The organism is Psychrobacter aquimaris (assembly GCF_016107525.1).
Classification (GTDB): Bacteria; Pseudomonadota; Gammaproteobacteria; order Pseudomonadales; family Moraxellaceae; genus Psychrobacter; species Psychrobacter aquimaris.
Genome location: NZ_JABASR010000019.1, coordinates 1 through 21,724, shown reverse-complemented (window position 1 = coordinate 21,724; position 21,724 = coordinate 1). Strand labels below are relative to the sequence as shown.

Sequence of the window (21,724 nt, the reverse complement as noted above, 5' to 3'; positions counted from 1 at the left end):
ACCATACGCTGGTAGTATTTACCTAACATCTGTTCTTATAATAGCGTCTAGTCCTTTGAAAGGGACTGGCGCTATTTTTAGTTGTGCTAACCGCTATATATATAGTTATAATCACTTCAAGGTATTTTGGATATAAACAGTACCATTGAAATTACTATTAACAATAGTAGGCTAAATAAACCTACTCCATATCCAATTGATATGTGATTGAAGATAAGCACGCTTTCAAAATGGTTACTCATATATGCTATTGCTCATATATGAAGGCACTACTCATATATTATATTTACCCTAGCTAATAGGGCAGAAAACTCATATATCTTGTATTCTGCAAATAGTTTCTAGTTCTGATTTACGATTCTGATTGATGATTTTAGTCACCGTCTAGGTGCGTTTCTTTGGTGTTATTTACAAGCGACGATGCTTCGGCGCTGTTTAATGACGTGTCCTTTTTCTTATTCTAATAGTCGTGCTGCTATGTCTACCTCTTCTGATTTGCAACCTGATTTGCCGTCACAGTCTCATTCAGATACGCCGTCATCGTTTGAGCTGCCCTCATCACGCTTCACTTTTTGGCTCATCTTATGTGCCATGATTTTGCTCGCTACTAATATGCGTGCACCTATTGTTGCTCTCGGCTCTATTGCCCCTGTCGTACAAGATGCACTCAATATTTCTGAGACGCAAATTGGTTGGTTAGGGGCAGTCCCCATGTTGACTTTTGCGGTGGGTGCACTGATCGCGCCGTCCATTGGTAAGCGTTTCGGGCTTGAGAATACACTCATTGCGATGATTGCGTTATTAACGACTGGTATGATTATTCGTACCGTTATTCCCACTTGGTCTGGATTTTTGATTGGTACATTATTGCTGACGTTGGCTATCGGTTTTGCGAATACCTTAGCTGCACCTGTTATTAAACAGCGTACACCCAAGCATATTCCATTAATAACAGGGTTATTTAGTCTAACGATGACGGTAACGGCAGGCATTGTCGCAGGAGTTGTACTGCCATTATCTGAGCAAGTGGGCTGGCAATGGGCACTGGGTGGGTGGTCGCTATTGGGCATTTTTGCGATTATTATTTGGATATTTTTACGATTGCGGCTTGGTTCCTCTAGTCATCAAGCGATTGTGCCACCTATCTCTGGAACTTCAGAAATCTCCATGTGGCGTACGCCTTTTGCTTGGCAAATTGCGGTATTTATGGGATTGCAATCACTATTATTTTATACCGTTGCCAGTTTTTTACCTTCTATTTGGGTCAGTAAGGGGCTATCTGCAGTGCAAGCAGGGCAAATGGGTTCGGTGTTCCAGTTCATGGCGCCAGTCTCTATTCTGAGCCTAACTTGGCTGATCAATCGCGGCCGCCCTATTCAGGCGCTGGCAGTGTTTGCGGCGGTACTAAACGTTATTGGCGTTTTAGGAATCAGTTATTTATCTACTGATCTCGCTTGGTTGTGGTCAGGTCTGATGGGCATTGGCTGCTCTGCTATTTTTACGTTGAGTATGATGCTGTTTTCCTTACGTACTTATACGACCAACCAATCTAGTGAACTGTCTGGTATGTCTCAATTCGTCGGTTATTTGATTGCCTTTTTTGGTCCACTAGGGACAGGTTGGCTACATGAAGCGACTGGCAGCTGGGATTTGCCACTATTCATTATGCTCATTTTGATGGTTATCAACGTCGTAATTGCTTGGATGGTGAGTCGCCCAGTGATGGTTGATGGCAAAAAGCTTTAATATCAAAAAACTAAAGTAACCTTAGGATAATATTGGTGTCTGTCTTATTTTGCTACACTGGTTTGATTGCATATAGGACACAACACCCATGATGAATTCCCCCTTTCGTTTCGCTCAGCGCTTGCCTGCTATCGTCATACTCGCAGCCGTAATGGCTATCAGTGGCTGTCAAAAAGATGCCGAACCTACGGATGCACCTGACACGCAGAATACTGAAGCAACTAACAATCAAGCCAATACTACGTCCGTAGACGCTAATGCCACAGCGCCCGCCGATCAGCAAGTCAATTCGTCACCAATCACTATTTTAGCCCTAGGTGATTCACTGACAGAAGGTCTTGGGGTTGATAAAAATGACAACTACCCTGCTCAGTTAGAAGACCGTCTGCAAGCAATGGGTTACGACAACGCTAAAGTTATCAACTCAGGATTGAGTGGAGAAACCAGTACTGGGCTGGTCAATCGCTTAGATTGGGTACTACAGACCAAACCTGATGTGACGATTTTGACCATTGGTGCTAACGATGCCATACGCGGCATCGATGTGGCGACAATTGAAGCCAATATCCGCACGGCTGTTAAACGTCTACAAGACAATGGCAGTGTCGTCATCTTGGGCGGAATGTCAATCTATGACAATCTAGGCAGTGACTACGTTGCAGCGTTCTCAGACATTTATCCTCGCGTCGCGAAAGACATGAACGTTACCCTTATTCCGTTCTTCTTAGAGGGTGTGGGCGGTGATCGTGAGCTCAACCAAGCGGATGCCATTCATCCGACTAAGGAAGGCTACACGATCATCGTCAATGACAATATCTTACCTGTCTTAGAGCCTAAATTAAATGAGTTAAAAGAGCTAAAAACAGCCGATGCAGAGAATACAACTGAAACGGTTCAAGCCGAAACGACAAAAAATACGCCAAATGAGACTACTTAACGAGACACTGTAATGACATCATCACCTTCGATTGCAAAGACATCGCAAGCAGACTCTAAGACACAAGCCCTACTGACCGCCTCACAGTTAAATAAAACGGTGCAAGTCGGTGAGCAAAAATTGTCCATCATCAAAGACGTAGATATTTATGTCAACGCGGGCGAGTTTGTGGTCATCATGGGCAAATCAGGCTCAGGTAAATCGACCTTACTAGGATTGCTCGCGGCATTAGACTATCCCGATAGCGGAACGGTTTCGCTGGCAGGTCAAACGCTCAGTAGTCTTGATGAAGATGCGCTGGCGGTCATTCGTCAACAGGATATGGGCTTTGTCTTTCAGTCATTTCATCTACTGCCAACACTGACAGTCGCCGAAAACATCGCTTTCCCACTGGATATTGCGCGGCGTCCGAACCAAGCAAGAGTGGACGAGCTTATTGACGCCGTCGACTTAGGTCATCGCCGTCATAGCTTGCCCAATCAGTTATCAGGCGGTGAGCAGCAGCGTACGGCGGTGGCAAGAGCATTGGTCTCTCATCCAAAGATTGTGTTTGCTGATGAGCCTACAGGCAACTTGGATGAGCAAAATGCCGATCAAGTCATGCAATTGTTATTGGACTTACGCCAGCAGGTTGGCTCGGCACTGGTGGTGGTGACTCACGATCCTGCACTTGCCGAAATGGCAGATCGCGTCATTACGATGCATGACGGCCGGATTGAAGAATAAATAGGCATTCACTCTTTATTCTTTAATGCTCTACTTCAATAAGGTTAGTTCAATGGGAACTCTTGAGATAGAAAGCGTGGCAAAAGACTTACTTGCTGGAAAGTTCACTTTTGAAACCGAAGATTATAGCCAAGCAATTAATCAGTTAATCTCGATCTATAAATTAGATAACGCGCTTTATTATTTAAAACAGATGGCTGACTCAAACGATCATTCCATTACTTTTGCACTCTCTTTTATATTAGAGCATTACTCAAAACCTTTCATCAATGCCAACAGAGACGAGATAAGTCAGCTTACTCTACAAGCAATAAGTAGGGGGTACTTGAGAGCAAATAATTATTTTCTATACCCTTTGACGTACTTTATGAAAAATGATGATGAGTATCTTTGTTTTTTAGACTTACTACAAAATTAGCAAAATACACTACAAAATGATGTATTAAGACATCTATATTACTTTGATACTCACAAATACGAAAAGTTGAACCACCTCAGTAAACAGCTAGATTTTTCTTTGTTCTATAATTTACCCAGCAAAATAAATAAACACTGGTTTGAACAACAAACAAAAGGTAAATCTCTTCTTTACCAGAAAGTAGTCGCTAGCGCAGTATATAAGACAGTTAAAGATAAAAAACTCGTTCATTCATTAACTGATATGACAGATTCAGAGTTGTTTGACTTTATCTATATCTGGTTACCTGATGATACACTCTAAAATTTCTTAATACGTCTACCGATTAAGCAAAAAATTATGACTAAAGCTACGATCACAAAAAGCGATACTGCTATCAATAATAAAGCTACTAATCCTAAAAAAAGCCGTTTCTTTAGCGGTCAAACACTAGGCTCGCAAGCACTCAGCCGTAGCTGGTGGCAGCGCTGGGTGTATCCAGTGTTGTTTCTGCTAACGTTGACCCTTTCGCTTGCAACCTACCTGACCCTCGACTCTGTACAGCAGTCTGTTGATCGCTATATCAATGACAATCAGCGCGCGCTCGTTGGTGGAGATTTGATTTTAAACAGTAAGCAAGACTGGCCAAGCGAGGTATTGGCGCAAGTAGAAACCCTCCCCGATACGCAGACGGTGTATGACTATCAGTTTAGCGCCATGCTCGTCACCGATGAACAAACCTTGCTTGCCAGCGTCAAAGCCGTCTCACCGTCTTATCCCTTATACGGAGACGTTGAGCTTGCCTCAGGACAACCGCTGTGGGATCAGCTGACATCCGACAGTGTTGTCGTTGCACCAGAAGTGCTCAGCGGACTAAAGGCCAGCATCGGTGACCGTATCACCATTGGTGATGCGCAATTCACGATCAGTGATGTACTGACAAAAGAGCCTGACAGACCGCTGACTACATTTGGCTTTGGCGGGCGTGTCTTAATGAAACAAGATGCCTTAGAGGCGACCAATCTATTGGGTCAACGCAGCCGCATAAACTATCGTATTGAGATGGCAGGCGATCCCGAACTGATAACGACGCAGCGTAAAAAGCTCACAGATATCCTGACCAATTACCCTGATATCGAGCTTTCTGATGCCGAGTCAGCAGATACTTCCGTCTCGCGCATCTCTGACAATGTCCTGATGTTTTTAAAGTTACTGGTCATCGCGGTGTTGCTACTCTCTGCGGTTGCCATGTACGGTGTCATTAGTGCATTTGTCAGCAAGCAGCAGTCCAATAATGCCATTCGTTTGGCGTTAGGCGAACCGCTTGGTTCACTCAAACGTAGCTATTATCAGCTGCTCATCATAACGACTGTCATTGCTTGTATCGCAGCGATTGTCCTTAGTCTGGGTTTGCTTAAAATCGGTCAGCCATATCTGGTTGCTATTTTGCCTGCTGATGTTGGCCTAGCCATCAATCCAATCAGTGCGATCAAAACTATTGTGATTGCTTTAGCCCTGACGCTACTGATTGCGCAGCGTGGTCTAAGCGCACTTAACACGACCAAACCCGCTACCCTACTCAATCAAGGGGCAAGCACGCAAACACAAAACTTGCCTTGGTATCGACGCGTGCCGCTACTATGGTATGGCTTGGTGCTGGCAGGACTGTATGCCTTCTTTGCTTATGAAGTTGGCTCACTGTCATTAGGGGCGCAGTTATTGGGCGGCTTGATTGGCTTTGTGGCGATATTTTGGCTACTGGCGCGTGGGTGGCTATGGCTGCTTAATAAGTTAGCGAGCAATACCAAGGTCAGCTGGATGCAGCGTATCGCCATTCATAACCTTGCGCGTAAAGGCAATCAATCAGCACTCTTCTTTGTCACCTTATCACTATCGGTTGCGGTACTGACGCTTATCACCACACTCAATCACAGTATCAATGCGCAGTTTATCAATGCCTATCCTGAAGACGCGCCCAATCTATTTTTGCTCGATGTGCAGAGCGATCAACATGATGAGATTGATACGATTATTGAGGCACCTGTCACCTATTATCCGGTCATTCGTGCGCGTGTGGAGACGGCCAATGACGTACCAGCAAAAGATATCGAGCCTGAGGATGGGTTTGATGACCCTACGCGGGTGTTTAACTTAAGCTACGCAGATACGGTGATGGATACCGAATATATCGTTGACTCGGTCACAGACGACGCGCTGTATACGCCTATCGATGATACCGATCAGCAAGTCAAACCCTTGTCTATCTTGGACACTGCCGCCAGTATGCTCAATGTCGGCATGGGCGATCAGGTACGCTTTAACATTCAGGGTATCGAAATCATCGGGCAAATCACCAGTATTCGCACGCGCTATGAGCGTGGCCCAAGCCCGTATTTTTACTTTTTATTTGAGCCGTCTGTCCTGTCCGCTGCTCCGCAGATTCAATTTGCCACTGCGCACGTATCAGAGAGTGCCATTCCAGAGCTACAAGGCAAACTGGTACGCAAGTTCCCTGCCGTTACCACGATCGATGGCACGGCCATTGCGCAGCAAATCCAAGAGCTGGTGGTACAAATGAGCCGCTTGGTCTATGTGTTCACCTTGCTTGCCCTACTCACTGGCGTCATGGTGCTGATCAGCTCGCTACTGTCTACCTCACAAGATCGCATGAAAGACAGCGCGTCATTTAGACTGCTCGGTATGCAAAAGCGCGACCTGTACATGCTAAACATCTTAGAGCTGGGTGTACTTGGTATTAGTGCGGCGACCTTTGCCATTGTCATCGCCAGCGTTGGCGCGTGGGCTGCTATCACGCAGTGGTTTAATCTACAATTTAGTGTGCCGTGGACAAGCTTGGCTATCGGCGGCGCGGCGTTAGTCGTATTGCTATTTGCCATTGCCATTATCTATGTGAGATTGGTGATTGGGCGCGGAATTATGGCAAGGGTAAGAGCGATGATTTAGGGGTATTCAATTTTAGCTTTCAACGAAAAAACCCCTTAATTGTGGTTTTTTTGATTCGCCGTTATCTGCTAGTCTAGGCTTATACTTTAGAAGATCCTTAATAAAAAGACTATATTTTTATAAATATTCAAAAAACAACAAAGGATTTTAATCATGAGTTCAGATTTTGATAATGAGCAACAACTACATTTATTAATTGAAAAAGCGATAAGAGAGGATGAACTTGGGAGCATCATTGACTCGAACATATTCGAAGCTGAAAAAGACAGCACTGTTGTTATACCAAGGTTCTCGATTGACTATATCACAAGAAAAAAGTTACTAAAGGCAGGACTAAATGTTTTAAGTAGCTTAAATTCTTTACACATTTTGACTAGCGACAATAATATATCTGTAACTAAAAATGAAGTGCTTAGACCCGATATTGTAGCAATCTGCAGTGAAAATGATTCAATTATTATTTTTGAATTCAAGAAATCTAAGCAAGCAGAACGACAGACATTAACTGAGTTACTAGCATATGAACAAGAAATAAAAAATATAATGCCTATGCTTACTAACTATGATGTCAAGTTTGTTGTCGTTACCACAGAATGGTCACCTCTACTACAACATTCAGTAGCTTCTAAAGTAACGTGGTCAAATAGGCAAATTCTATGTTTAACCGCATCACTCAATACAGAGAAACAACTGTCGTTGAAGACATTTATACCGACCGCATGGAAGAACATAGGAAATGTTTATATACCAGAAAGAGCGCTGTCTTGTCTTACTTTATGCTTATATGAAAAGAATAATGGACAAAATATTGAGGATGATAAAGATACACAAGGACATGGTTTTGATGACAGAATATTAACCGCTATAGAAAATATGGTTCATACGGGAAATCTGATTAATGCTCATGGTTTTATCCTTCTTTGGAAAGACTCCTATTATGATAAATTATCCTTAACGAAATATAATATAACAGTCTGTGGGATTTCTGCATATGAACTATTTAATATTAGCTTACTTACTACTGACAAAGGGGCAAAGCACTGGCTAGTCAACGCTGTATCCAAATATATTTCTGAGTTTTCACCATCAGGCCATTCCGAGTCTTTATTTCACATTGCTAATAGTTCTAACTCTTTACTCGATACATTCGTTGACCCAAGGACAGAAGGGTATAACCATTGGGAGACTGAAAAAAGAGAACTGAGTTATCGTGGGGAAGTATTATTTTGCAATTTTTTTGGCTTAATTGGTGAATATGCTCGTGATCACGTTCTTAATCCTAAAGTTAAAAAAAGTAACGTAAATCAATTTCTTAACTCGGTAGCCGACTGGAGATACCCGCTAAATGGATTACGATTAATAAAAAACCTATCACAACCAGAATTTTTTTCAACTGGTAAAATCTTATGTTCTGATGCTTTTAAACTTGGTAGATTAATCGGTATAGATTCTTTTCTAAGACTGAACTTACAGAAAAATTCTGATTCTATCCTAGCTAATAAGTTTCAATGGAACCTAGTTTCTTTACTTGAAGCATTTGATGAAGTGACTTTAATTACTGGAACATCGAAAAACATTAGTAAACCAAGCCCTTTGAAATTTTCTCTAAACCATGAAAATATCTTCGATTATTCGAACCATATTGAATGGCTATTGAAGTCATTTTTCAAAGAGTCTCCTGAACATTCTTTACTATTTTATATAGGACTAAACGGTAATATACTCTTTGATGACTTATCACATAAATTTTTTCATAAAGATAATTTAAACGAAATTTGGGAAAGTATTGAAGAGAATATTGTTTTAATTATTAATACAGTTTTGGGCTTATACAAACAATTAGAAATAGAAGATGGACTCTATGATAATTTGGAGGAGACATATAAATATCTGAAGCATTTGCTAGATTCAGATGAAAAAGATGATCCGTTTATTGATTCAATAGAATTTTCAAGTTTTCAGAATGTATGGTCTAAAGTACTTGAATCAGTTGATAGACTAACTTTGCCCGCTTTTCATGCTCAGGACAGACTCAATGTTTCAGGGTATGATATCGACTGGGAATGGTTGAGGCAAGGTATAAATGAAATGCTTGAGAGAGGCGAAAACGATGCAGGTTTCATCCTTTCAGCAAATGGTGAAACTGCTACTGGTAGAGTCTTCGAACGTTTAGGAATAAAGAGTCCAGATTCTCCTCTAGAAGACGGAAGTCTTTACTTTTACGATGAATCCTCAGGCTTAGGAGTAATTAAAATCGTTACATGGGATGAATTAATGTCTGGTGATGCTTACTAGTTGACAGATAACAGATATAGGGTGACTTAACGATAGCGCAACTCACCTATTCATTCTAACCCTTCACATATTTAACTATTCTACATTAACAATACTTTTTAGCTCTGATTGAATCGATAACTTAGTTGCTGTGCGCCATATACTGCCAACTACAAGCTCCAAAAAAATCTCCTTTAAGAAATTTTTACTTGCTAAGCTAAAATTACAGTGCCATTTTTTAACGCTTCTCAAGGATTAGCTATAAATTCTCAACCCCTAACTCTGCTAACTAAAACGCCTTCTACTCACCTAGAGGGCTTTTTTTACTTCATAAGCTGTATAGACATATAAGTCAATATCAGCCATGCACTTTGCTTATTTTATACTTCTCATTTGCTATACTAGCCCCACTTTATCGGTTAAATAACACTTATAACACCCTCCCAAACAGCATGGTAGCCTTATGAAATTCTCAAAGTTCGGTCAAAAATTTACCCAGCCCACTGGCATCTCACAATTGATGGATGATCTAGGCGACGCGCTAAAAAGCGATCAGCCAGTAAACATGCTAGGCGGCGGTAATCCTGCCAAAATTGATGCCGTCAATGAGTTGTTTTTGGAGACCTATAAGGCGCTAGGCACGGACAATGATGCAGGCGTGCCCAATAGTAGCGCGATTATTAGCATGGCGAATTACTCTAACCCACAAGGTGATGCAGGCTTTATCGATGCCTTGGTTGGCTTCTTTAACCGTCATTATGATTGGAACCTCACGGCAGCAAACATCGCCCTGACCAATGGCTCACAGAATGCGTTTTTCTATCTGTTTAATCTGTTTGGCGGTGCGTTCAAAGATGAGCAGAACGAATCTGTCGACAAGTCCATTCTACTGCCATTGACCCCTGAGTATATTGGCTATAGTGATGTGCATGTAGAAGGTCAACATTTCGCAGCCGTATTGCCGCATATCGATGAAGTGACACATGATGGCGAAGAAGGCTTCTTTAAATATCGTGTGGATTTTGACGCGTTAGAGAACTTGCCAGCGCTAAAAGAAGGTCGTATCGGGGCGATTTGCTGCTCACGCCCGACCAATCCTACTGGCAACGTGCTAACGGATGAAGAAATGGCGCATTTAACCGAGATTGCCAAACGCTATGACATTCCGCTGATTATCGATAATGCCTACGGTATGCCCTTCCCGAATATCATCTACTCTGATGTCAATTTGAACTGGGATAACAATACAATTCTGTGTTTTAGCCTGTCGAAAATTGGTCTGCCTGGTATGCGTACTGGCATTATCGTGGCTGATGCGGAAGTGATCGAGGCGGTCAGCGCGATGAATGCGGTGGTGAATCTAGCGCCGACACGCTTTGGTGCAGCGATTGCCACGCCATTGGTAGAAAACGATCGTATCAAGCAATTATCTGATAATGAGATTAAGCCGTTTTATCAAAAACAGGCGACCCTCGCGGTGAAGCTATTGAAAGAAGCATTGGGTGATTACCCATTGATGATTCATAAGCCTGAAGGCGCGATATTCTTATGGTTGTGGTTTAAAGACCTACCGATTAGCACCCTTGAGCTATACGAACGCCTAAAAGAAAAAGGCACGCTTATTGTACCAAGCGAGTACTTCTTCCCCGGTGTCGATGTCAGCAATTATCAGCATGCGCACGAGTGTATTCGTATGAGTATTGCCGCGGATGAGCAAACGCTGACGGATGGTATTAGAGTGATTGGTGAGGTGGTACGCGCGTTATATGATGACGCCAAAAAATAAGATTAGCGGTGCCAAACTCGTTTAGCCTACCATACGTAGTACTTACACGAGTCTTCCTTGCTACTCTAATTTTTGTGAATAGAACCATCATAAACTCAAATAGCGAAATAAAAAACGGACTGATTAATAGTCCGTTTTTTTATGGCGCTTGGTCAATGATTTAGGCTTATTGATGATCGCCTGAAAGAGTGTCGTCCACTTATTCAGCGCAAAAAGTACATAAGGTAACAGGCACGTATTGATCAAATCGCGGAGGCTCGCGACCAGCTGTTCGTGGCTTAAGCCAGCCATGCCTGACGCTTCGATCGTATTTCGATTATCTAAATACTCGCCCAATAAAGCAATGCCCGTCACGACGACTAAAGCCATTAATGATCTGATACTTTGGTTTTTAATGATAGGACGCAGCACAAGCAGACACAAAAGATAGACACCGACGCCGACATAGATATGTAAGGCATCTTTGGCAAGGCCAGTTGTTTCAACAACATTCATTTTAAAGGCGGTAAAGTCCACTAGAGTATTCCAAATATAAGCGAGTAGAAAATGATTGAGCGTATCACTAAACAATAATAACTAAAAATTGATAATTAAGAATGACAATAGTGGAGAATAAAATAGGGTAGATTATATAAGTGATAATCTACCCTATTTTGAAGCAAGTGTGCAATTTACGTTTACTGCTATCTACACATTCCACTCGACAAAGTTCTTTAACAGTTGCAAGCCAGCGGTATGGCTCTTTTCTGGATGGAACTGGGTGGCAAACAGATTGTCTTGAATGACACTGGCACAGAACGGTTGACCATAGTCACATACTGCCGCCACTTGCGCGCTATCAGCAGGCTCGCAATAATAACTGTGTACAAAGTAAAAATGTGCATTGTCCTCAATACCCTGCCAAAGCGGATGGTCAAAATCCATACCGCTGATGGTGTTCCAGCCCATGTGTGGCACTTTGATGGTAGCGCCCTGCTGATCCTTCCACGTAGGGTCAAATGCTTCTACCGTGCCATTTAAGATGCCAAGGCAATCCGTACCACCATTTTCAGCTGATTGCTCAAATAGTGCCTGCATGCCCACACAGATGGCCATAACAGGCTTATTAAACACCGCATGGCGTATGACGTCATCAATTCCTGCTTCATGCATGCCAGCAATACAGTCACGCATGGCACCGACACCGGGGAAGACGATCTTGTCTGCCGCAGCGACGACTTTGGGGTCGTTAGTGATAGAGACTTCTGCCCCAACTACCGATAGTGCTTTGCTAGCAGAGTGCAAATTACCCATGCCATAATCTAATAATGCTACTTTGGTGACTTTAGCCATTAAAATGCCTCTTTGGTCGATGGCAAGGTATTGAGCGCGCGTTCATCATATTCACAGGCCATACGTAACGCACGAGCAAAGGCTTTAAAGGTTGACTCGATTTGATGATGGCTGTTTTTACCTTTGAGATTGTCTAAATGCACCGTCATCCATGAGTGATTGACGAAACCGTAAAAGAACTCACTGAATAAATCGACATCAAAACGGCCAACGTGCGAGCGTGTAAATGGAATGTCCATGTGCAAACCCGGACGCCCTGATAAATCAACCACAGCACGGGTCAGTGCTTCGTCTAGCGGCGCATAAAAGTGCCCATAACGACGGATGCCTTTCTTGTCACCCAATGCTTTGTTAAATGCTTGCCCAAGGGTAATGCCAGTATCTTCGACGCTATGATGGTCATCAATGAACGTATCACCATTACACTTGATATCTAAGTCAAACAAACCGTGACGCTTGATTTGGTCAATCATATGATCCAAAAATGGTACGCCCGTATCTACCACACCTTTACCCGTACCATCGAGGTTTACGGTACAAGTGATTTGCGTTTCAGCAGTGATACGCTCAACGGTCGCAATACGTTCAGGGCGACCATGTAGGTTTAGATTTTTTGGTGTATTTTGCTCAGGTGTGTCAGCAGTCGTCGTTGCATTGGCTGTCATGGCTACTCTCTATCAGTTTTTTATCAGTGAAAAACGGTCAATAAATAGGGCAAAGACATGCCCAAAATATTTTACTAGTGTCTGGGTCAGCCCCTAGCAAAAAATTTATTAGAAAATGATATATACAAAAGACATCAAGATATTAAGAGTTATACGTACTAAATATTATCTAGCCTCATCATAGCAAACCCTAACATTTACTGCCACGACCAAGCGGTAAACCACGCACAAAATTATCTCATTCTGCTAAAATAGTATGTTTAGTATTATCAATCATGACTCGCACTGACTTTGACAACCTCACCTTTATGGCATCACGCCTCATGACATTGTGCTGTCTCATATTATAGAAACTATCTGTTTATAGGAACTGCTATGCCTTTAGAAGCGATCGCCATCAATAGTTTGGATGCACCACTCATCAAAAAACCTGCTCGCGAAAATGAGCTAGCAGAGCGCTTGCAGGCGTTGTACGATAGCGATGATGCGCAGCCTGACGGTCTCGAGGTATTAAACATCGTTGAGCAGGGTTTTAAGCGCGGTCAATATCTATATGTCGGCATGTTCAATGACAAGCCTATCGCCGCCGTTGCTTGTTTTGATGATGGGCAGACCGATGCCAAGCGCTTGCAGTATCTTACCGTACATCCAGAAAATCGCAAACGTGCCATCGATGCCAAATTCATTAAACTGGTCTATGATGCCGAAGTCAAAAAAGGTGTGCGTGAATTCGTCCCCGCTGATGCGGATATTCACCGTATTATGAGCGAGTATGAACTCCTGCGCGTGAAAGACTAAATGTAGGGGTAAAATAGTTAATTTTGCCAACATTTGATTATTTATCGTGTTTTATTCGATATAATGCAAAAATTGCTTGACAGCTGAGCCAATATTTAGTTTAATAGCGCCTCAACGAAGACGGCTCGATAGCTCAGTCGGTAGAGCAACGGATTGAAAATCCGTGTGTCGGCAGTTCGAACCTGCCTCGAGCCACCATTCGTTTAAGAATTCTAAAAAGCCCCGAACAGCAATGTTTGGGGCTTTTTTTATGTCTAAAATAAAAGCTTATGACAAACGTCTTCTTAATAACACCTCGCAACGTTCACGCGAGTCTAAATCATAAACCGTCGCGCGGTAATCGATACCATGACGCCCTTCAAAAAATATCACTCGATCGCCCACTGCTAAGAAACAAGACGTGCGCGCATCATAAATAAAACCGTCAATCACAAATGCCAAATCACGATCTACCTCGCGTACCGTATAAGTTTCTCCTTGCGGAATCAAACGCTCGAACAATGCGCTATGGGCAGCATTGGTGCTTAATACGCTTATGAGCAGCAGCACCGATATCATAAATATACTTTTTAACGACATCATAAAAGTCACGCCAGCTAGGCTAATTCTATTCAGGATGTTTTTATTAACTGTCATAATCTTAACCTGCTCAATAATTGATTCTATTCACTACGCTTCTCATGCTAAACGCTTACTGTCACGGTTGCATAACATTTTTGTGCTGTTTTTTAGACAGCGGCGCTCAGTATACTCGATAGCAATGGTCATAATAAATATGACAGATGACGAATACCAATAGGGAAAAGCGATGAGAGCGTTCGATTACGATTTGGATTATAAAAATCTTGATCTACGTGAGCATCCTGAGCTATATCGGGTCGGTCGCGGCGAGCAAGGCGTATTATTGGTAGAGCCTTATAAGTCTGAAATCCTGCCGCACTGGCGCTTTGCCACTCCTGATATTGCGACTGAAAGTAGCGAGACCATTTATCAGATGTTTTTAGATTACCTAACTGACGGTGACTTTGTCGGTGCGGATATGGCACGTAAATTTATTCAAATGGGTTATACCCGCGCCCGTCGTTACGCCAATCATAAAGGCGGTAAAAAATATAAAGGTGCTGTACCTGATGATAAAAAAGGCCAAAGCGGCGCACATGGTCGTGAAGAGTTACCGCGCCAAGAGGAAGACCCGGTCAAAGCAGAGTCTGCGCGGATTTTTAAACAGAAATGGGATCTCTGCCGAGAAAATAAAGATTACCTGAGCATGAAAGCCGAACACCGTGAATGCTATAAGGAGTTTGAATAAGTATAAGATACAGCCATAAAAATCACCCTCAGCCTGAAAAAGCAAAAATATTTATAATGCCAGAGCGTTAAATAATTAGACTTCATGATTTGCTGTGCTAAGGTAATGAGGGCTTGGAGCTAATACTCCAAAAAAGTACAAAATTGATAGCGTGGGCAAATAATAATGACAGTAGATATTAAGAAACTTTTGATTTTTGATTTTGATGGAACACTTATTGATAGTGTGCCCGACTTAGCAGATGCGACTAATGCCATGTTAACTACGCTTGGTAAAGAGACTTATCCTATCGAAACCATACGCAACTGGATAGGCAATGGTTCACGACTGCTTGTGGAGCGAGCCTTGGTTGGTCATGTAGAAGTAGCAGCAGGTGCATTGACAAAAGAAGAGGCTGATCACGCAGAACAAGTATTTTTTGATGCTTATAAGAACCTTAGCGGTAGCAAAACCGTTGCCTACCCTGACGTCGATGAAGGGCTGAAAAAACTGCATGCAGCAGGCTATACGCTTGCCTTAGTGACCAATAAACCTATTCGCTTTGTGCCCAAAATATTACAGTCATTTGGCTGGCAGGACTTATTTAGTGAAGTGATGGGCGGTGATAGTTTACCCGTCAAAAAACCAGACCCAGCGCCTCTACTGCACGTTTGCGCATCTCTTAACGTCAGCGTCGCGCAAGCCATCATGATTGGTGATTCTAGAAATGACATATTGGCGGGGCAAAACGCCAATATGGACACGCTTGGTCTGTCTTATGGCTATAACTATGGGCAGGACATTCGTGAGCTAAATCCGACTGAGGCATTTGATAGCTTTGCGGATTTGATCGCTTGGATTATGAAAGACAATGCTTAGCTCATCCTTATTCTCTAAATTATAGCGATAAAAAAGTGGTAATAGATGGCTTAGATAAGGATGGCTATTTACTGCGATAGCTTAGCGCCTCAGATAAGTGAGCGCTCGTGATATCTACACTGCCTGCTAGGTCTGCAATGGTACGCGCCACTCGTAATACTCGATGATAACCGCGTGCCGATAGATTTAAGCGCTGCTGAGCGAGCTGTAATAGCTGCTTTTCACTGTCTCCTAGCTGAATATATTTATCAATCTCGCTAGGGCTCAGCTCATTATTGACCTTTTTTTGTCGATCTAATTGATGTTTATAAGCCACAGCTACTCGCGCGCGTACTTGCTTGGATGTTTCGCCAGCTTGAGCATTTTGTAAATCGGCAATCGGTAGTGCAGGTACGGTAATATGTAGGTCAATGCGATCAAGCAGTGGACCTGATAGTTTGTCTTGATAACGTTTGATCTGCTCAGGTCGGCAGCGACAACGGCCCGATGCATCACCATCGTAGCCACATGGGCATGGATTCATGGCAGCGACCAATTGAAAATTTGCCGGAAAAGTCATCTGCGAGTTGGCACGGCTAATAGTAATTTGCTTGGCTTCTAATGGTTGGCGCAACACCTCTAAAACCGTACGATCAAACTCTGGCAATTCGTCAAGGAATAATACGCCTTTATTGGCAAGGGTAATTTCACCTGGTTTGGGACGTGAGCCACCACCGACCAGAGCCACTGCTGATATGGTGTGATGCACTTGTCTAAATGGCCTTGTCCCATAATCATAATCGCTATCTGCTACCGAATAAGTACTGGCAACCTCTAGCGCATCCTCAGCACTTAAATCAGGCAATATGGTCGGCAGCCGTGATGCCATTAATGTCTTGCCTGAACCGGGTGGCCCTGTAAATAGTAATGAATGACCGCCTGCTGCTGCAATTTCTAGCGCGCGCCGAGCATGGTGCTGTCCTTTGACGTCGGCTAAGTCCACTTGATAGCCGACATGCTGCGGTGTTGAACTCGGTGTCACAACTTTCAAAGAGTCATAGAATACACTTGGGTCAGCTAGCGACTGCAAATGGTCACAAACTACTTTTAAGCTTGGCGCGCCCAGTATCGTCACACCATCGACGCGGCTGGCCTCAGCACCATTATCAATCGGTACGATAAGCTGCGGTGTTTGTGGTTCTTGCTGCGATTCGCTCAGCTCTTGCCCAGTGATCTTGTCCAGCTGCAATACTTTGGCCGCCAACGCCTCAGCTTTGATCGCTCTTGCGACGGCTAAGCTGCCTGTCACTTGCCGTAAATTCCCATTGAGTGCTAACTCACCGATAAATTCAAAGCCTGTCAATACTTCTGGATCCAACTGCCCGCTTGCCGCTAATATCCCTATAGCAATCGGCAAGTCTAGACGCGCACCATCTTTAGGCAAATCAGCGGGGGCCAAGTTGATCGTCAGACGCCTATTAGGAAATTGAAAACCAGAGTTCAGAATCGCAGATCGTACACGGTCTTTACTTTCACGTACCGCTGCCTCTGGCAGACCAACGATGGTCAATGCTGGCAACCCTTGTGACAGATGCACCTCAATAATGACTTTGGGTGCATGCAGTCCAACGACTGAACGGGTATAGACTTGAGCAAACGACATCAGCATTTCCTAATATGGAGAATATTTGATCATAAAGTATTATGTATCAGTGCGCAAATGTCGTGTTTTATTGTCTATTTTATTTACTAGCATAGTTATCAAATGGTAATACCGCTGCCTGTGAATGGGGAGTTGATATGGACTCACCGCAAGCAGGAATCTTTGGGCGCTCAAACTTACCTTTCTTGATTCGCGATGACTATGTTGCCAACTCAAATGATAGCTATTGGGTAAGCAACTTAGAGCAACCGCTGACTGGGTTTTCACCAATTCTACGTCGTCGTTTAACCCCTTTCTGAGGTGCTACTCCAGTAGATGGATTACCATTGCTTATGCGCTCACGCATGGGATTGGTTCAAATACAAGATCGGCTCAGTAATAAAGATAGCTTGGGCGGTACTAGCTTCAATTTAGACAACATGCAAGAGGTCGTCTATGGCAATCGCAGCTATGTTGCTGAGTTGGTACTTGACGACGTATTAGCAGATTGTCGAGCGAATGCTAATTTACCCTTGACTGGTGGCGCTACTATTGATGCAACTAATGCTTGTAATATCTTGAGTAATTGGGATCGTCGTAATAATTTAGATAGTAAAGGCGCGCACGTTTTTAGAGAGCTTTGGCGCAATGTTGATTTTAATGAAACTACTGATACGATATTCAGTGTTAAGTTCGATGTGAAAGATCCAGTCAATACGCCTCGTGGTTTAATTACTAATGATGACACACGTACTGCTTTAGGCGACTCTATTAAGTTCTTCCGAGATAAAAATATCGCTCTTGGTGCGTCTTTATCTGATTTGCAGTATATCGTTGATACTGGTAAAAACGACGAGCGTATTGCTATGCATGGTGGATTTGGGCGTGAAGGTGTATTCAATGTTGCAGAAACGCGCGGCACAAGAGCTAATGATGGCGCAAACTACGTCATTAATTTTGGTCCGACATATATGCAAACCATTACCTTTGATAGCAGCGGCCCTGTAGCAGAAGCCTTCTTAGGTTACTCGCAAGCTTCTGATACTACTCGACCATTCCATCGTAACCAAAGTCGTCGTTATTCTGATAAAAAATGGATTCGCCTACCCCTCAGTGCCAGTGATGTTAGTGACCAAGCCATTGGTGATAAGATGCAGCTAAAAGAATAAGCTTGATATAACTTATCATAACGTTAAAAAAGACTTCAGGTACATGCTGGAGTCTTTTTTGCTTTATGGAGCAAGCTGTTTGAATATAGTTGATTCATCATTAAGAAAACTCGCCGACCACCCCACTACAAACAAGGATTTGTTATACTAATACTTATTGATGGCTGTAAATTTAGCCGTGAATAGTACTGTGAAAATTATTATTGATAACAGGCTCATTAAGGTGACTAACAACCTATCAAACACATACTGGCTTTCAGACATTTGGCCATTAGAGATGTAAAAATAGTAATACTTAAGGTCAAAACGAGGAGTACCGCATGGCAGAACATTCAGAATCAAATACTCAGCAGCCTTACAATCGTGCAGGTGAGCAACCGACCACGACACGCCCTGTTATGCAACCAGAAAGTCCCTATGCTAGTACGCGCGGCAGTATGATGAGCAAGCAGCTACCCGCTTTTGATGAAGCGATTATTAATAAATACAACCGTTCAGGCCCACGTTATACCTCTTATCCAACCGCTTTAGAATTCTCACCAATCACCAATGGCCTTGAGGCAAAAATTCTTCAGAACCGTGAAGCCCGTGCACCGCTGTCGTTATATTTTCATATTCCTTTTTGTCGTCACCTCTGCTATTACTGCGCTTGCAATAAAATTATCACCAAAAAAAATAGCGACTCAGGCGATTATTTGCAGTACTTAATCGCTGAGATTAAGCATAAACGCCGCCTGTTATCTGTCCCAGAAGGTAGCAGCAAGCCCCTCGTTAAGCAGCTGCATTTGGGCGGTGGCACGCCAACATTTTTGCGTGATGAAGAAATGGTTCAACTGTGGGAGTTTTTACAAACTCAGTTTGAATTCTTACCTGAAGACAAAGGCGATTACTCTATTGAAATTGACCCACGTGAGCTGAGTGGCGAGACATTGAAAGTATTGCGCAACCTTGGCTTTAACCGTGTCAGTTTAGGCGTACAAGACCTCGATGAAACGGTACAAATCGCTGTCAACCGTGTACATTCAGCAGAGCTCATTGAAAATGTGTTAAATGAAGCGCGTGACCTCGGTTTTCATTCTATCAATATCGACCTGATTTATGGTTTACCGCATCAAACACCCGCAACCTTGGATAAAACGGTACGCCGTATCATCGAGATGTCGCCGGATCGCTTGTCAGTATTCAATTACGCGCATTTGCCAGAACGTTTTAAAGCCCAGCGCCAGATTAAAGAAGCCGATTTACCAGACCCAGCTGCCAAGCTGACGATGCTTGGCAATACCATCAATACGCTGACCGAAGCTGGCTATCAATATATCGGTATTGATCACTTTGCCAAGCCTGATGATGAATTAGCCGTGGCGCAGCGTGAGGGTAAACTGCATCGTAACTTTCAAGGTTATACCATCATGGGCGATTGTGATTTATTGGGCTTTGGTGTCTCCTCTATCAGTCAAATTGCCAATGCCAATACCCGCTATATTTTGCAAAATGATACAGATTTACCAGTTTATCAAGCGAATATCGATGCTGCACAAAGTAACTCGGCTGCCATGCCTGCGGTAAAAGTCATCAAAACATCCATCAAAGATCGCTTGCGTGAATATGTGATTATGAATCTACTCTGTCACGACTATATCGACTTTAAAGACGTCAATCAAAAATTTGGTATCGATGCCATCACTTACTTTATCAGTGAGATTCAACAGCTTGGCGCCATGCAAGAAGACAAACTTATCGATATGGACGCGGCTGGTATTCGCGTGCTGCCAAAAGGTCGCTTATTAGGTCGTAACGTCGCCATGGTGTTTGATGAATATCTTGAGAAAAAACATAAAAATCGTTTCTCAAAAGTTATTTGATTGAGTTATCCCTCAAGTTAAAAAGTAGTCATAAAAAAGGCCTCACTCGAGGTCTTTTTTATGGTGTTTGATAAAGGTGATGATTGACGGAAAATATATCTAGCCGACTCAGAAGGCATCACAATATATAGTCTATTTGCATCTTCTATGGCTTTTTTATTATCAAGATATTTTTGTTCATTAAACGAAGCATATGAGTTATTCATTAAATGTAGCGTTCGGCACAATTCGCAGTCGAAAAAATAGCCAGCGCCTAATAAGCTAACTGACCATTTTTGATATGACGTCAAGAAAGGATAATCAGTGCATCAAAATTTTACCGATTAAAATTTTTATTACTGATTAAACTTTAAGCTTATCACCTACCATACCCTTTATCGTACTTAGGATATCAGCAGGTAGCACCACCATTTTTGCGTTGTCAGATTCGGCTAACTGACGAATCGATTTGATATATTGCTCACCGAGTAAGTAGACAATGGGCATCTCTTCTTTACCCATGGCCGCGGTAATCAGACGAATAGACTCCTCTGATCCTTTTGCCAGTACTACCTGCGCTTCAGCATCACGGCGTGAGGCTTCTAAGCGACCATCAGCTTCTAAGATAGCAGCCTGCTTTTGCCCATCAGCGCGGGTCACTGTCGCCCGACGTAGACGCTCTGCTGCTGCTTGCTCTTCCATTGACGCTTGCATGGTTTGCGAAGGGTTAATATCTTGAATCTCTACTGTCTTTAATGTGATGCCCCAATCCGCAATATCTTCTGATATCGCATGCTTTAGTTTAGTTTTAATTTCATCACGGCTAGACAATGCACTATCTAAGTCCATTTCACCAATGATTGAACGTAGTGACGTCTGCACCAAGTTACGAATACCGTATTCATAATCTTCGATACCATAGACCGCCTTATCAGGACGCACGATATTAATATAAGCCACAGCATTGGCGATAATAACAACGTTGTCTCGCGTAATCACTTCTTGTGATGGAATATCAAGGACGATGTCTTTGGTAGTCACTTTATAAGCGACATCATCAACGAAAGGAATAATAAGGTTTAGACCAGGTTCTAGCGTTTGACTATATTTGCCCAATCGCTGCACCACCCACTTATAGCCTTGTGGCACGATTCGAACGCCTTTGAAAACCGTAAAGACAACCAGTGCAACCAAAACCACCATGACAATGCTGAAGCTTTCCATAATTCATCCCTATTATTATAATTACCCCACTCTCAACTTGAAATAAGCAAATCAAACTGAAGAGGCGGGTTACCAAG

At 42.9% G+C, this 21,724-nt stretch carries 19 protein-coding genes and 1 tRNA gene; 14 read left to right on the top strand and 6 right to left on the bottom strand.

What is annotated here, in order from left to right:
• Positions 1-438: 438 nt before the first annotated feature.
• From JFC10_RS14005 to JFC10_RS13975, 7 genes are all read left to right on the top strand, one after another.
• On the top strand, positions 439-1,746 hold the full coding sequence (locus JFC10_RS14005; protein WP_193011629.1) for an MFS transporter: 1,308 nt from the start codon (positions 439-441) through the stop codon (positions 1,744-1,746).
• 88 nt (positions 1,747-1,834) lie between these two features.
• The gene (locus JFC10_RS14000; RefSeq protein WP_198333378.1) at positions 1,835-2,683 is read left to right on the top strand and encodes an arylesterase; all 849 of its coding nucleotides are present in this window, start codon (positions 1,835-1,837) and stop codon (positions 2,681-2,683) included.
• Between the two features lie 12 nt (positions 2,684-2,695).
• On the top strand, positions 2,696-3,409 hold the full coding sequence (locus JFC10_RS13995) for an ABC transporter ATP-binding protein (RefSeq protein ID WP_198333377.1): 714 nt from the start codon (positions 2,696-2,698) through the stop codon (positions 3,407-3,409).
• A gap of 52 nt (positions 3,410-3,461) precedes the next feature.
• Entirely contained in the window at positions 3,462-3,827 is a 366-nt protein-coding gene (locus tag JFC10_RS13990) for a hypothetical protein (RefSeq protein WP_198333376.1), read from the top strand.
• Between the two features lie 339 nt (positions 3,828-4,166).
• Positions 4,167-6,770: an ABC transporter permease gene (locus JFC10_RS13985; protein ID WP_227685761.1), complete on the top strand. Its 2,604-nt coding sequence runs from the start codon at positions 4,167-4,169 to the stop codon at positions 6,768-6,770.
• 153 nt (positions 6,771-6,923) lie between these two features.
• Entirely contained in the window at positions 6,924-9,065 is a 2,142-nt protein-coding gene (locus tag JFC10_RS13980; protein WP_198333375.1) for a hypothetical protein, read from the top strand.
• Positions 9,066-9,507: 442 nt separating this feature from the next.
• Positions 9,508-10,830 (top strand): valine--pyruvate transaminase, encoded by a 1,323-nt coding sequence (locus JFC10_RS13975; RefSeq protein WP_198333374.1) that lies wholly within the window; start codon positions 9,508-9,510, stop codon positions 10,828-10,830.
• Between the two features lie 123 nt (positions 10,831-10,953).
• On the opposite strand, the gene JFC10_RS13970 is transcribed toward JFC10_RS13975, so the two are convergent.
• The 3 genes from JFC10_RS13970 to hisB all read right to left on the bottom strand — a co-directional run bounded on the left by JFC10_RS13970 (position 10,954) and on the right by hisB (position 12,827).
• Positions 10,954-11,346 (bottom strand): hypothetical protein, encoded by a 393-nt coding sequence (locus JFC10_RS13970; RefSeq protein WP_193011624.1) that lies wholly within the window; start codon positions 11,344-11,346, stop codon positions 10,954-10,956.
• A 171-nt stretch (positions 11,347-11,517) separates the two neighbouring features.
• Entirely contained in the window at positions 11,518-12,162 is a 645-nt protein-coding gene (gene hisH, locus JFC10_RS13965; RefSeq protein WP_198333373.1) for an imidazole glycerol phosphate synthase subunit HisH, read from the bottom strand.
• Positions 12,162-12,827 (bottom strand): imidazoleglycerol-phosphate dehydratase HisB, encoded by a 666-nt coding sequence (gene hisB, locus JFC10_RS13960; protein ID WP_227685762.1) that lies wholly within the window; start codon positions 12,825-12,827, stop codon positions 12,162-12,164. Before hisB ends, hisH begins: the two co-directional genes overlap by 1 nt.
• Positions 12,828-13,202: 375 nt before the next feature.
• On the opposite strand from hisB, the gene JFC10_RS13955 reads away from it, so the two are divergent.
• Positions 13,203-13,625 carry a hypothetical protein gene (locus tag JFC10_RS13955; RefSeq protein WP_198333372.1) on the top strand — a complete coding sequence of 141 codons (423 nt, stop codon included), beginning with the start codon at positions 13,203-13,205 and terminating at the stop codon, positions 13,623-13,625.
• A 122-nt stretch (positions 13,626-13,747) separates the two neighbouring features.
• Positions 13,748-13,823: transfer RNA gene (locus tag JFC10_RS13950), tRNA-Phe, on the top strand.
• Positions 13,824-13,892: 69 nt separating this feature from the next.
• Here the strand turns inward: JFC10_RS13950 and JFC10_RS13945 are convergent.
• Positions 13,893-14,261 carry a hypothetical protein gene (locus JFC10_RS13945; RefSeq protein WP_198333371.1) on the bottom strand — a complete coding sequence of 123 codons (369 nt, stop codon included), beginning with the start codon at positions 14,259-14,261 and terminating at the stop codon, positions 13,893-13,895.
• A gap of 172 nt (positions 14,262-14,433) precedes the next feature.
• Here JFC10_RS13945 and JFC10_RS13940 point away from each other — a divergent pair, with 172 nt between their 5' ends.
• Entirely contained in the window at positions 14,434-14,934 is a 501-nt protein-coding gene (locus tag JFC10_RS13940; protein ID WP_198333370.1) for a DUF4385 domain-containing protein, read from the top strand.
• A gap of 165 nt (positions 14,935-15,099) precedes the next feature.
• Entirely contained in the window at positions 15,100-15,792 is a 693-nt protein-coding gene (locus JFC10_RS13935) for a phosphoglycolate phosphatase (RefSeq protein WP_198333369.1), read from the top strand.
• A 64-nt stretch (positions 15,793-15,856) separates the two neighbouring features.
• On the opposite strand, the gene JFC10_RS13930 is transcribed toward JFC10_RS13935, so the two are convergent.
• Positions 15,857-17,434 (bottom strand): YifB family Mg chelatase-like AAA ATPase, encoded by a 1,578-nt coding sequence (locus JFC10_RS13930; RefSeq protein ID WP_198333368.1) that lies wholly within the window; start codon positions 17,432-17,434, stop codon positions 15,857-15,859.
• Positions 17,435-17,571: 137 nt separating this feature from the next.
• On the opposite strand from JFC10_RS13930, the gene JFC10_RS14935 reads away from it, so the two are divergent.
• The 3 genes from JFC10_RS14935 (at position 17,572) to hemN (ending at position 20,444) form a co-directional block, all read left to right on the top strand.
• On the top strand, positions 17,572-17,733 hold the full coding sequence (locus JFC10_RS14935; protein WP_227685763.1) for a hypothetical protein: 162 nt from the start codon (positions 17,572-17,574) through the stop codon (positions 17,731-17,733).
• 33 nt (positions 17,734-17,766) lie between these two features.
• Positions 17,767-18,582: a penicillin acylase family protein gene (locus tag JFC10_RS13925; protein ID WP_227685764.1), complete on the top strand. Its 816-nt coding sequence runs from the start codon at positions 17,767-17,769 to the stop codon at positions 18,580-18,582.
• A gap of 320 nt (positions 18,583-18,902) precedes the next feature.
• Positions 18,903-20,444 (top strand): oxygen-independent coproporphyrinogen III oxidase, encoded by a 1,542-nt coding sequence (gene hemN / locus JFC10_RS13920; RefSeq protein WP_198333367.1) that lies wholly within the window; start codon positions 18,903-18,905, stop codon positions 20,442-20,444.
• Between the two features lie 342 nt (positions 20,445-20,786).
• Here the strand turns inward: hemN and JFC10_RS13915 are convergent, their stop codons facing one another.
• A complete protein-coding gene (locus JFC10_RS13915; RefSeq protein ID WP_193011616.1) occupies positions 20,787-21,647 on the bottom strand; it encodes an SPFH domain-containing protein in 861 nt (286 codons plus the stop codon).
• Positions 21,648-21,724 lie beyond the last annotated feature (77 nt).

Excerpts from the sequence above, each read along its gene's own strand:
- JFC10_RS14005 (WP_193011629.1), top strand. The coding sequence starts at position 439 with ATGACGTGTCCTTTTTCTTATTCTAATAGTCGTGCTGCTATGTCTACC.
- JFC10_RS14000 (WP_198333378.1), top strand. The coding sequence starts at position 1,835 with ATGATGAATTCCCCCTTTCGTTTCGCTCAGCGCTTGCCTGCTATCGTC.
- JFC10_RS13995 (WP_198333377.1), top strand. The coding sequence starts at position 2,696 with ATGACATCATCACCTTCGATTGCAAAGACATCGCAAGCAGACTCTAAG.
- JFC10_RS13990 (WP_198333376.1), top strand. The coding sequence starts at position 3,462 with ATGGGAACTCTTGAGATAGAAAGCGTGGCAAAAGACTTACTTGCTGGA.
- JFC10_RS13985 (WP_227685761.1), top strand. The coding sequence starts at position 4,167 with ATGACTAAAGCTACGATCACAAAAAGCGATACTGCTATCAATAATAAA.
- JFC10_RS13980 (WP_198333375.1), top strand. The coding sequence starts at position 6,924 with ATGAGTTCAGATTTTGATAATGAGCAACAACTACATTTATTAATTGAA.
- JFC10_RS13975 (WP_198333374.1), top strand. The coding sequence starts at position 9,508 with ATGAAATTCTCAAAGTTCGGTCAAAAATTTACCCAGCCCACTGGCATC.
- hisH (WP_198333373.1), bottom strand. The coding sequence starts at position 12,162 with ATGGCTAAAGTCACCAAAGTAGCATTATTAGATTATGGCATGGGTAAT.
- hisB (WP_227685762.1), bottom strand. The coding sequence starts at position 12,827 with ATGACAGCCAATGCAACGACGACTGCTGACACACCTGAGCAAAATACA.
- JFC10_RS13955 (WP_198333372.1), top strand. The coding sequence starts at position 13,203 with ATGCCTTTAGAAGCGATCGCCATCAATAGTTTGGATGCACCACTCATC.
- JFC10_RS13945 (WP_198333371.1), bottom strand. The coding sequence starts at position 14,261 with ATGACAGTTAATAAAAACATCCTGAATAGAATTAGCCTAGCTGGCGTG.
- JFC10_RS13940 (WP_198333370.1), top strand. The coding sequence starts at position 14,434 with ATGAGAGCGTTCGATTACGATTTGGATTATAAAAATCTTGATCTACGT.
- JFC10_RS13935 (WP_198333369.1), top strand. The coding sequence starts at position 15,100 with ATGACAGTAGATATTAAGAAACTTTTGATTTTTGATTTTGATGGAACA.
- JFC10_RS13930 (WP_198333368.1), bottom strand. The coding sequence starts at position 17,434 with ATGTCGTTTGCTCAAGTCTATACCCGTTCAGTCGTTGGACTGCATGCA.
- JFC10_RS14935 (WP_227685763.1), top strand. The coding sequence starts at position 17,572 with ATGGACTCACCGCAAGCAGGAATCTTTGGGCGCTCAAACTTACCTTTC.
- JFC10_RS13925 (WP_227685764.1), top strand. The coding sequence starts at position 17,767 with ATGCGCTCACGCATGGGATTGGTTCAAATACAAGATCGGCTCAGTAAT.
- hemN (WP_198333367.1), top strand. The coding sequence starts at position 18,903 with ATGGCAGAACATTCAGAATCAAATACTCAGCAGCCTTACAATCGTGCA.
- JFC10_RS13915 (WP_193011616.1), bottom strand. The coding sequence starts at position 21,647 with ATGGAAAGCTTCAGCATTGTCATGGTGGTTTTGGTTGCACTGGTTGTC.